This window comes from Streptomyces sp. NPDC037389 (assembly GCF_040636475.1).
In the GTDB taxonomy this organism is placed as follows: domain Bacteria; phylum Actinomycetota; class Actinomycetes; order Streptomycetales; family Streptomycetaceae; genus Streptomyces; species Streptomyces hesseae.
Map to the genome: position 1 here is coordinate 363,962 of NZ_JBEZUS010000009.1, position 10,826 is coordinate 374,787.

The 10,826-nt window shown below is 72.4% G+C and carries 12 protein-coding genes; 7 read left to right on the forward strand and 5 right to left on the reverse strand.

What is annotated here, in order from left to right; translation table 11 throughout:
- Window positions 1-88: 88 nt before the first annotated feature.
- From AB0E98_RS22350 to AB0E98_RS22365, 4 genes are all read right to left on the reverse strand, one after another.
- The gene (locus AB0E98_RS22350; protein WP_361705309.1) at window positions 89-1,201 is read right to left on the reverse strand and encodes a diguanylate cyclase; all 1,113 of its coding nucleotides are present in this window, start codon (window positions 1,199-1,201) and stop codon (window positions 89-91) included.
- A gap of 206 nt (window positions 1,202-1,407) precedes the next feature.
- A complete protein-coding gene (locus AB0E98_RS22355; RefSeq protein WP_361705237.1) occupies window positions 1,408-2,208 on the reverse strand; it encodes an enoyl-CoA hydratase-related protein in 801 nt (266 codons plus the stop codon).
- 99 nt (window positions 2,209-2,307) lie between these two features.
- A complete protein-coding gene (locus tag AB0E98_RS22360) occupies window positions 2,308-3,462 on the reverse strand; it encodes an adenylate/guanylate cyclase domain-containing protein (protein ID WP_361705239.1) in 1,155 nt (384 codons plus the stop codon).
- Window positions 3,463-3,592: 130 nt separating this feature from the next.
- Complete coding sequence (locus AB0E98_RS22365) at window positions 3,593-4,444, reverse strand: biotin--[acetyl-CoA-carboxylase] ligase (RefSeq protein WP_361705240.1); 852 nt, start codon at window positions 4,442-4,444, stop codon at window positions 3,593-3,595.
- 199 nt (window positions 4,445-4,643) lie between these two features.
- Here AB0E98_RS22365 and AB0E98_RS22370 point away from each other — a divergent pair, with 199 nt between their 5' ends.
- The 5 genes from AB0E98_RS22370 (at window position 4,644) to AB0E98_RS22390 (ending at window position 8,912) form a co-directional block, all read left to right on the forward strand.
- Window positions 4,644-6,242, forward strand: coding sequence for an acyl-CoA carboxylase subunit beta (locus AB0E98_RS22370; protein ID WP_361705243.1), 1,599 nt, complete (start codon window positions 4,644-4,646; stop codon window positions 6,240-6,242).
- Window positions 6,243-6,268: 26 nt separating this feature from the next.
- Window positions 6,269-6,475, forward strand: coding sequence for an acyl-CoA carboxylase subunit epsilon (locus tag AB0E98_RS22375; protein WP_361705245.1), 207 nt, complete (start codon window positions 6,269-6,271; stop codon window positions 6,473-6,475).
- A gap of 72 nt (window positions 6,476-6,547) precedes the next feature.
- Window positions 6,548-6,676 carry a hypothetical protein gene (locus tag AB0E98_RS22380; protein WP_311614000.1) on the forward strand — a complete coding sequence of 43 codons (129 nt, stop codon included), beginning with the start codon at window positions 6,548-6,550 and terminating at the stop codon, window positions 6,674-6,676.
- Window positions 6,677-6,807: 131 nt separating this feature from the next.
- On the forward strand, window positions 6,808-8,259 hold the full coding sequence (locus AB0E98_RS22385) for a penicillin-binding transpeptidase domain-containing protein (protein ID WP_361705247.1): 1,452 nt from the start codon (window positions 6,808-6,810) through the stop codon (window positions 8,257-8,259).
- Between the two features lie 41 nt (window positions 8,260-8,300).
- Window positions 8,301-8,912: a nucleoside triphosphate pyrophosphatase gene (locus tag AB0E98_RS22390; protein ID WP_361705250.1), complete on the forward strand. Its 612-nt coding sequence runs from the start codon at window positions 8,301-8,303 to the stop codon at window positions 8,910-8,912.
- A 39-nt stretch (window positions 8,913-8,951) separates the two neighbouring features.
- Here the strand turns inward: AB0E98_RS22390 and AB0E98_RS22395 are convergent, their stop codons facing one another.
- Complete coding sequence (locus AB0E98_RS22395) at window positions 8,952-9,494, reverse strand: hypothetical protein (protein ID WP_361705252.1); 543 nt, start codon at window positions 9,492-9,494, stop codon at window positions 8,952-8,954.
- Window positions 9,495-9,681: 187 nt separating this feature from the next.
- Between AB0E98_RS22395 and AB0E98_RS22400 the strand changes: the two genes are divergently transcribed.
- Complete coding sequence (locus AB0E98_RS22400; RefSeq protein ID WP_361705254.1) at window positions 9,682-10,437, forward strand: IclR family transcriptional regulator C-terminal domain-containing protein; 756 nt, start codon at window positions 9,682-9,684, stop codon at window positions 10,435-10,437.
- A 294-nt stretch (window positions 10,438-10,731) separates the two neighbouring features.
- Window positions 10,732-10,826 (forward strand): biotin carboxylase N-terminal domain-containing protein (locus AB0E98_RS22405; RefSeq protein WP_279617129.1); only part of this gene is annotated, 95 nt, incomplete at its 3' end.

Consider the following 10,826-nt stretch of genomic DNA (forward strand, 5'->3'; position numbering starts at 1 on the left):
CCCACGTGGGGTTCCGTGGACTTTCCGGCTGCCCGCCGCCGGGGTCTCCCGCGCCTTCGGCGCGGGGATTCCGCCCACCCTCCCCCGGCTACCGCTGGGAGGTGCCCCCGCCCCGCCCCCGGAACCGGCGGCGCTCCGCAGCCAGCGGCCGCGGCGGCCGGTCCGCCATCCGCACCACCGGGTCCGCGCGCCCCCCGTCCCGCCCCGCCACCACCGGCTTCGCCGAGCGCGCCGCCTTCGCCCGGTACTGCGCCGCGTCCGCCAGCCGGAACAACCGCCGGGCCGAACGCACGGCACCGATCGGATCCCCGGTCGACGCGACCCCGCAGGCCACCCCCTCCCCCAGCTCCAACTCCCCGGCCCGTCGGCACAGTTCGTCCGCGACCCGTACCACCTCGTCCGCCGTCGGCCCCACCGACAGCAGACAGAACTCGTCGCCCCCCAGCCGCGCCCCCAGCGCCCCCGGCAGCTTCGCCCCGCACAGCGACAGCACCGACCCGAACCGTTCCAGCAGCCGGTCCCCGACCGCGTGCCCCAGAGTGTCGTTGACCTTCTTCAGGCCGTTGAGATCACACACCACCAGACTGACGACGGCGCCCTCCACCACGTGCCGCTCCACCGCCTCGTCCAGCCGCGCGTCGACCGCGCGCCGGTTGGCGAGACCCGTCAGCGGGTCGGTGAACGCCAGCCGACGGACCTCCTCCAGCCGCTCGGTCTGCGCGATGCCGGACGCCGCCACCGCCGCCAGCACCGTCGCGAAGTCCGCGTCGGCGGGCCCGAAGAGCGGCGCCCGGACCGGGCGCGCCACGTACAGCTCGCCCCAGGCCCGCCCGTGCAGCACGATCGGCGCGACCACGCAGCAACCGCGCCCACGCCGCCGCAGGGCGGCGACGCGCTGATGGCCGTACAGACCGGAATCCTCTTCGCCCCCACGGGCCGTCTCCACCCACGCGTGCGGCTGCCCACCCACCCACCGCTCGTGCAGAAACTCCGTGATCTCGGGGAAGACGTCCACGGGATACGACTCGTCAACGGGGAACCGTTCCTCCCCCTCCGCGAGCTCACCGGCGTTCGCCAGCACCCGCAGCCGGCCGCGCTCCCGCTCCCACACCGAGATCGCGGCGAACGTCCCCTCCAGCGCGCGGCGCGCGCCCTCCGCCGCGGCCTCGACGCTCTCAAGCGGGGTGGGCGCCGCGGCCATCGCCTGCGCGAGCTCCACGACAGCGCGCAGCCGGGCGTCGCACTCCCCGTCACCAGCCACCCGAGCCTCACATTCCGTGACCGCGAGGGACTCGCGGCCCCGCACTCCACGCACTCCAGCGTAAGAACGTAGGGCGCATTCCGCGCAATAAGACCGATGAAGGCCGGCAAAGACCAATAAAGGCCTTCAGCCGCCCTGCTCCCCGGCTACTCCCCCGGCCAGTCCGGCTTCCGCTTCTCGTTGAAGGCCGCCACGCCCTCGGCCCGGTCGCCGGAGAAGGCCACCGACCGCCAGGCCGCGTCCTCGACCTCCAGCCCGGCCCGCAGGTCCAGCCCGTGCCCCAGCCGCAGCGCCCGCTTCGCGGCCCGCAGCCCGACCGGGGAGTTGCCCGCGATCCGGGCGGCCAGGGCCAGGGCTTCCACCCGGTCCTGACCCTCGTCGACGAGCAGGTCCACCATGCCCAACCCCCGCGCCTCGGCCGCCTCCACCCGCCGGGCGCTGAAGATCAGTTCGGCGGCGCGGGCGGCCCCGACGCGGCGGGGCAGCAGCTGGGTGCCGCCACCGCCGGGGATCACGCCCACGGACACCTCGGGCAAGCCCACCACGGCCGTCCGGTCGGCGACGATCACGTCGCAGGACAGCGCCAGCTCGTACCCGCCGCCCAGGGCGAAGCCGTGGACGGCGGCGACGGTGGGCATGGGCAGCTCCAGCACGCCGGTATAGCAGGCCCGGGCGTGGGGGCGCTGGCGGACGAGGTCGGCGTCGGTGAAGGAGTTGCGCTCCTTGAGGTCGGCGCCGACGCAGAAGGCGCGTTCATGGGTGGACGTGAGCACGACGACCCGTACGTCCCGGTCGGCGGCGAGCTCGGCGGTCGCCTGCCCGATGAGCCGGCCCATCTCCGTGGAGACGGCGTTCATGGCCTTGGGCCGGTCCAGGACGAGTTCGGCGACGTGGCCGTTCTCGTGCGTCCGGATCGCGATCCACTCTCCGATGCGGCGTTCGCTCACGCTGGTGCCCTCCCGGTCTCCGTGTACGGACGGCACCGATCATGCCTCCCGACCGCGCGGGTGGCCATACCCGAGATCAACGCCGACGGCGAGCCGCCGTCAGCCACCCTCCCGCCGCGTGAGCAGCCAGGGCTCGACCACGCCGAGCCCCCGCACCGGCCGCTGCCACATCGGCTGGAGCGCGAAGCGGTACTCGCCCCGTTCCTCCGCCGCCGCGACCTCCGCCTCCGACTTGGGCGCGTCGCCGTTGCGCGTGAGTTCCTCGGCCAGGGCACCGTCGACGAGGACGGCGTCCTTCGGCGCTATCGAGGTGAGCCGGCTGGCGAGGTTGACGGTGGTGCCGAAGACGTCGCCCATCCGCGTCGTCACCGTCCCGAACGCGATGCCGACGCGCAGCTCCGGCATGGTCTCGTCGTTGGTGAGCGTCTCGATGAGCCGGAGCCCGATCTCCGCCGCCGTGCCGGCGTCGTCGGCGGCGTACAGCACCTCGTCGCCCAGCGTCTTGATCAAACGGCCCCCGTGCGCGGCCACAAGATCCGCCGCGGTCGTCTCGAAGGCCTCGACGAGCTCGCCGAGCTCCTCCTCCTCCAGCCGCCGCGTCAGCCGGGTGAATCCCACGAGGTCGGCGAAGCCGACGGCCAGACGTCTGTCGACCATCTCCGCGTCATCGGCCGCCTGGACGACCCGGCCGGTGGCGGCGGCGAGCTGCCGCCGCCAGACGTAGATCAGGAACTCCTCCAGCTCGGGCAGCAGCAGCTCGACCAGCGGATAGGTGATCTCGGCCCGGCTCAGGCCCTCCTGAGGCTCGGTCAGCCCCTCCAGGAAGGAGTCGATCTGCCAGTCGGCCAGCCGGGCCGTGGTCTGGCCCGTGGACCGGGCGACCTGGACGGCCATGGGCTCGCTGAGCAGGCCCGCCTCGACCAGACCGGCCAGGCGCCGCAGCGCCAGCACGTCCGCCTCGGTGAGCGCCTTGGCCTGGCCGATGTCGGCGAAGCCCATGGCGCGCCAGAAGCGGGCGGCCAGGTCCATGGAGACCCCGGCCGCGCGGGCGGCCTGGAAGGGGGTGTAGCGGCGCTCGGCTCCGAGGATCAGCGACTCCAGCCGGAGCGCGAGAGGGTCGCCCTCCTCGATGTCCTCCTCGACGCCGGGGTGACCGGCGTGACGCGCGCCCTGGCCGGTACCGCCCGTGCCGCCCGTACCGTCGTCCCCCGTGGCCCTGCCGGCACGGGTGGTTCCCCCATCGTCGGCGGTCACCGCCCGCCCCCTGTCCGATCCGTGCGCACTGCCCTGCCGATCACTGCTCGCTTAGGTTCCGGGCACAACGATACGTCAGGTGTGCCGTAGCTCACTCTCCCGACGGCGCGGCGGTCACTCTTTACGACGTTTACGATCCGGCCGCCCGCAAATGGACGATGTCACCCGCTCCCACCGGTTGCTGCACGCCGTCGGCCGTCGCCAGCACCAGCCGTCCGTCGCCGTCGACGGCCACGGCCTCGCCGACCAGCTCACGGCCGCCGGGCAGTTCGGCGCGGACGGTCCGGCCGAGAGTGGCGCACCCGGCCGCGTACATCTGCTGGAGCCCGCAGGCCGCCGGGTCGCCGCCGACCGCGCGCCACGCCTCGTAGAGGTCGGCGAGGGAGCGCAGCACGGCCCGCAGCAGCGGGTCGCGGTCGGTGACCTCGGCGCCGGCCAGGGCGAGCGAGCCCGCTGCCGGAACGGGGAGCTCGTCGGCGCGGAGCGTGACGTTCAGCCCGATGCCCACGACGACGCCGTCGCCGGAGCGCTCGGCGAGGATGCCGCCGGTCTTGCGCTCCTGGCCGTCGACGGTGACGAGCAGGTCGTTGGGCCACTTCAGGGCGGTGTCGACGCCGGCGGCGCGGGAGAGGGCGGTGGCGGTGGCGACCCCGGCGAGCAGCGGGAGCCAGCCCCAGCGCTCGACGGGCACCCCGGGGCCGGGAACGAGGCGGACGGAGAAGAAGAGCCCGGAGCGCGGGGGCGCGGACCAGGTGCGGTCCAGGCGGCCGCGCCCGGCGGACTGCTCCTCGGCGACGAGCACGGCGCCCTCGGGGCCGCCGGCGGCGACGAGGTCGGTGTTGGTGGAGCCGGTGTGCCGGACCACGTCGAGGGAGGTCCACAGCCCGCCGGGGCGCAGCAGCGCGCGGCGCAGGGCGGTGGCGTTGAGCGGGGGGCGGTCCAGGTCGGACCAGGGGCTGCCGGAGGCGTCGGAGGGCGTCATAAGAGCCACCATAGGAGGCGAGAGGCCGACGAACCGGGCGGCGTCCGGTAGCGCGGATCCAGCCGAAAGGTGTGGCCAAAGACGCACTGCCGCACCGCATCCGCGCGGATACGCTACGAACCGGTAGCCGGGGCGGGCCCGTCGAGGGGTCGCCCCCTTCCCTCATCCCACCCCTCCGGACGAGCAGGAGCCGCATCCCGTGTCCGAGCCAGTAGCCGACGAATTGGACATCCACACCACCGCGGGGAAGCTCGCGGATCTCCAGCGCCGGATCGAGGAGGCGACGCACGCCGGCTCCGCGCGGGCGGTGGAGAAGCAGCACGCCAAGGGCAAGCTGACGGCGCGCGAGCGGGTCGATCTGCTGCTGGACGAGGGCTCGTTCGTGGAGCTCGACGAGTTTGCCCGGCACCGTTCGACGAACTTCGGCATGGACGCCACCCGCCCGTACGGGGACGGCGTGGTCACCGGCTACGGCACGGTGGACGGCCGTCCGGTGGCGGTCTTCTCGCAGGACTTCACGGTCTTCGGCGGCGCGCTCGGCGAGGTGTACGGCCAGAAGATCGTCAAGGTGATGGACTTCGCCCTCAAGGCGGGGTGTCCCGTCATCGGCATCAACGACTCGGGCGGCGCCCGCATCCAGGAGGGTGTGGCGTCCCTGGGGATGTACGGGGAGATCTTCCGCCGCAACACCCACGCCTCCGGTGTCATCCCGCAGATCTCGCTGGTCGTCGGCCCGTGCGCGGGCGGCGCGGTGTACTCGCCCGCCATCACGGACTTCACGGTGATGGTGGATCAGACCTCGCACATGTTCATCACCGGCCCGGACGTCATCAAGACCGTCACCGGCGAGGACGTGGGCTTCGAGGAGCTGGGCGGCGCGCGGACGCACAACACCACCTCGGGCGTGGCCCACCACATGGCGGGTGACGAGAAGGACGCCATCGAGTACGTCAAGGCGCTGCTGTCGTACCTGCCGTCGAACAACCTCTCCGAGCCGCCGGCCTTCCCGGAGGAGGCCGACCCGGAGGTCTCGGACGCCGACCGCGAGCTGGACGTCCTGATCCCGGACTCGGCGAACCAGCCCTACGACATGCACACCGTGATCGAGCACGTGCTGGACGACGGCGAGTTCCTGGAGACGCAGGCGCTGTTCGCGCCGAACATCATCACGGGCTTCGGCCGGGTCGAGGGCCGCCCGGTGGGTGTCGTCGCCAACCAGCCGATGCAGTTCGCGGGCTGCCTGGACATCGACGCGAGCGAGAAGGCGGCGCGGTTCGTGCGCACCTGCGACGCGTTCAACGTCCCGGTGCTGACGTTCGTGGACGTGCCGGGCTTCCTGCCGGGCACGGACCAGGAGTACAGCGGCATCATCCGGCGCGGCGCCAAGCTGATCTACGCGTACGCGGAGGCCACGGTCCCGCTGATCACCGTGATCACCCGCAAGGCGTTCGGCGGCGCGTACGACGTCATGGGCTCCAAGCACCTGGGCGCCGACCTCAATCTGACGTGGCCCACCGCGCAGATCGCGGTGATGGGCGCCCAGGGCGCGGTCAACATCCTCCACCGTCGTTCGCTGGCCGCGGCCGCCACGCCGGAGGAGCAGGAGGCGCTGCGCGCCGAGCTGCTCACGGAGTACGAGGACACGCTGCTCAACCCGTATGTGGCGGCCGAGCGCGGCTACGTCGACGCGGTGATCATGCCGTCGGAGACCCGCCGCCACATCGTGCGCGGTCTGCGCGCCCTGCGCGAGAAGCGCGAGGCGCTGCCGCCGAAGAAGCACGGGAACATCCCGCTGTAGCGAACCGTAGCGAAAGGGACGCCGACGTGATCAAGGTCGTACGGGGCAACCCCACACCCGAGGAGCTGGCCGCCGCTCTGGCGGTGGTACAGGCGCGCGCGGCGGTGGGCGCCACCGTCGCGCCGGCCGCCCCGGCCCGCTCGGAGTGGTCCAATCCGGCCCGGCTGGCGGCGGGCCGGCGCGTCCCGCACCCGGGCCCCCGGGCCTGGCGCACCAGCTACTGGCCGGCCTGAGCCCCTGTCTTCCGTGGCGCCTGAGTACGCGTACTCAGGCGCCACTCGCCTTCCGGGCGGACCATGGAGGCCATGCTCTGGTCCGACCCGTCCGACGAACCGCCCGAGGAACTGCGCGAGGCGCAGCTGATGCTCCGGCGGGCCGGGATCGTGCTGGCGGTGGGGATGGTGGTGCTGTTCCTGGTGCTCGGGATGCGCTGACCCGAGCGGCTGCCCCGAGCAGGGTCACCGTGCGTCACAGCCCCTACATAGGTTTGTCCGTTCTGGAACTACATTCACCCGATTCACGTCATGCCCAGTGTTATGCCGCGAACCGGGGAGTCCGTTACGTCATGAACAAGCCCGTACGCCATATAGCGATATTCACCGGTGTACTCGTGCTCGCCCTGCTGGTCAGGGCGACGTGGGTACAGTTCGTCCGCGGTGACGAGCTGTCGAACCACGAGAAGAACCGGCGCGTCGCGATCGCGAGCTTCTCGCAGCCGCGCGGCGACATCATCGTCGGCGGCCGGCCGATCACCGGCTCCGAGGAGACCGGCGGCGATCTGAAGTACAAGCGGACCTTCACGGACGGGAAGATGTACGCCCCGATCACGGGCTTCTTCTCCCAGGGCTACGGCAGCAGCTATCTCGAAGGCGTCGACAACAAGCTGCTCAGCGGCACCGACGACCGGCTGTTCTTCCAGCGCACCGCCGACATGCTCAGCGGCAAGAAGGCGCGTGGCGGCGACGTCGTCACCACCATCGACCCCAAGGCGCAGAAGGCCGCCTACGAGGGCCTGGGCGACCGCAAGGGCGCCGTCGTCGCCCTCGACCCCCGGACGGGCAAGATCCTCGCGCTGGCCTCCACCCCCTCGTACGACCCGTCCACGATCGCCGGGAACACCAAGAAGGACCAGGCCGCCTGGGACGCGCTCCAGAAGGACCCGGACAAGCCGATGAACAACCGGGCGCTGCGCGAGACCTACCCGCCCGGCTCCACCTTCAAGATCGTGACGGCGGCCGCGGCGCTGGAGAACGGCCTCTACTCGGACATCAACGCCGCCACGGACTCCCCCGACCCCTGGACCATGCCCGGCACGGTGACCAAGCTGCCCAACCAGAACCCCACGGCCCCCTGCCGCAACGCCTCCCTCAACGTGGCCATGCAGAACTCCTGCAACACCGTCTACGGCAAGGCCAGCTCCGACCTGGGGCAGGAGAAGATGCGCGCGACGGCCGAGAAGTTCGGCTTCAACCAGGAGCCCTTCACCCCGGTCCGGGCGAGCGCCGGCACCTTCCCCAAGGACATCAACAAGTCCCAGACCGCCATGGCCGGCATCGGCCAGGGCAGCCTGACCGCCACCCCGCTCCAGGTCGCGATGATGACCGCCGCGATCGCCAACGACGGCAAGCTGATGAAGCCCTACATGGTCGAGGAACTGCGCGGCCCTGACCTGGCGACGGTCGAGAAGCACAAGCCCGAGGTGATGTCCGAGGCCGTCTCGCCCGAGATCGCCGAGAAGGTCCAGCAGATGATGGAGGACACCGCGACCAAGGGCACCGGCAAGGCCGCCCTCATCGACGGCGTCACCGTCGGCGGCAAGACCGGCACCGCGGAGCGGGGCAAGGACCAGAAGAACCTGGCGTGGTTCATCTCGTACGCGAAGACGGACGAGGGCTCCCCCGTGGCGGTCGCCGTGATGATCGACCCGGACGACAGCGTCCCGGACGACGAGATCTCCGGCGGCAAGCTGGCCGGCCCGATCGCGAAGAAGGTCATGCAGGCCGTGCTCGGCAAGTAGGCCGGGGAGGGAACCCGAGGGAACCACCTACCCTGGCCCCCATGAGCAACCGCAACCCGTCCCGCCGCCTCGTCCTCGCCTCCCGGTCCCCCGCCCGGCTCGGGCTGCTGCGCCAGGCCGGCCTCGCCCCCGAGGTGATCGTCAGCGGGGTGGACGAGGACGCCCTGGACGCCCCGACCCCGGCGGAGCTGGCCCTGGTGCTGGCCGAGGCCAAGGCGGCCGCGGTGGCCGCGCGGCCCGAGGCCGCCGGCACCCTCGTCGTCGGCTGCGACTCGGTCCTGGAGCTGGACGGCCAGGCCCTCGGCAAGCCCGCCGACGCCGAGGAGGCGACCGCGCGCTGGAAGTCCATGCGCGGCCGCGCCGGCGTCCTGCGCACCGGCCACTGCGTCATCGACACCACCACGGGCCGCCGCGCCTCGGCGACGGCCTCCACGACCGTCCGCTTCGGCGAGCCGTCCGACGCCGAGATCGCCGCCTATGTGGCCTCCGGCGAGCCGCTGCACGTCGCGGGCGCCTTCACCCTCGACGGCCGCTCGGCGCCGTTCGTCGAGGGCATCGACGGCGACCCCGGCAATGTCATCGGCCTGTCGCTCCCGCTGCTCCGCCGGCTGCTCGCGGAGCTGGGCGTCGGCATCACCGACCTCTGGGCCTGACCGGCCCGCAGGTGACCCGACCGCACTCCCGGCGGAGCGCTAGAGCGGCAGCGCGCTCGTCGCGGCGCCGACCTGCTTCAGCTGGCTGAGCTGGTCGAGCTTGCCGAGCCCCTTCACCACGCCCGGGTAGATGCTCTGGTCGTGGTCCGGGGCCATGTCCTGCATGGCGGGGGCGGGCTGCGGCGCGGGCATGCCCTGGGCGACCGGGGCCTTCGGCGCGGCGGCACCCTTGGCGCCCTGCGCCTTGGGGGCCTGCCCCTTCGGGGCCTGCGGCTTGGGGGCGGCGGCCTGTCCCTTGACGGGCTGCCCCTTCTTGGGGCCCTGCCCCTTGGCGGGAGCGCCCTTGCCCGGGGCCTTCCTGCCGGGAGCGCTCTTGGCCGGGCCCTGCTTCCCCGGGCCCGCCTTGGGGTCGCCCTTCACCGGCGCGTCCGGCGAGGGGGCCGTGACACCGACGGGTCCCGCGCTCGACGACGGGGGCGGCCCCACCGGCGTCGGCAGCGAGGGGTCGGCGGCGGCGGCGCCGGAGGACATGGACAGTGCGGCGCCGGCCATAACGACAGCGGCAGCAATGCGCTTGATCATGACTTCATCAACGATGTCAGGGTATTTCGGTCACGATCCCTGGGCCACCGGGGGCAATGCCCGGCACGGTCAGCGCAGTTCACCACCCACGCCTCACCCGCCACCGGGAATTACCGCACCACCCCGGCCTCTTACGACCGGATCCGGCACGATCACGATCACGATCACCGAAGGAGCCCCGACCGCCATGCCGCAGTCCGTCGACCGCGCCCTGGACGTCCTGGACGCCGTCGCCGCCGCCACCGAACCCGTACCCGCCAAGGCGCTCGCCCGCCGGCTGGACTGCGGCCTGTCCACGGTGTACGAGCTGCTGGGCGCCCTCACGGACCGCGGCCACCTCACCCGTACGCCCGCCGGCTACGTCCTCGGCTACCGGGTGCCCGCCCTCCACCGCGCCTTCCAGCAGCAGATGCGGATGGGGGACGGGGTGCAGGAGCTGCTGACGAGGACGCACCGGACGGCCGGGGTCGACACGTACTTCAGTACGTACCGCGACGGCGACATCGCCGTGCTCGCCGGGGCGACCGCGACTCACCCCACCGGCGGCTTCGGCACCGGCCAGGACGCCCACGGGTACGCCACCGCCCACGGCAAGGTCCTGCTGGCCGCCCTCCCCCGGGCGGCCCGGCTGCGCTATCTGACGGCCTCGGGGATGCGGGCGATCACTCCGCACACCATCACCTCGGCGGAACGGCTGGACGTCCAGTTGCGGCGGGTGCGCCACGAGGGGATGGCCGTGGAGGTGGAGGAGTGCGTGCCGGGTGTGGCGTGTGTGGCGGTGCCGGTGCCGTCGTCCGAGGGTCTGGCGGCCGTGTCGGCGGCGCTCCCGCTGGACGACTTCCACCGGCGCGGCCGGCAGGTGACGGAGACGCTCCGCGCGGTCGCCGCGGAAGCGGCGAAGTCGCGGGGCGTGTCGGACATCAGGGGCCTTACTGACGGGTAGATCTATCGTCAACGGTGCCTACGGCCCGGGACGGCACGCAAACTTTGTGTCACCCGTTCGTAGGGACTCCACAAAGATTCGGCGCCGCCACTCCCGGCCGCCATCCGAGAGCTTGGCCACACGGCCGCGTCGGCGGCGCTCCCGGAAACCCGGCGTACCGTGGATGATCTGGGGACTTGGGCTCACGCACGGCTCCCTTCTCACGCTCCGTGTGGGCAAGGTCACCCCGGAAGTCGGGTCGGCACAGAGTGTCGCCGGTACCTAAACTCACCTTGTTTCAAGGAGGGAGCCATCGTGCGCAAGGTGCTTATCGCCAATCGTGGCGAAATCGCTGTCCGTGTCGCTCGTGCGTGCCGGGACGCGGGGATCGCCAGTGTGGCGGTCTATGC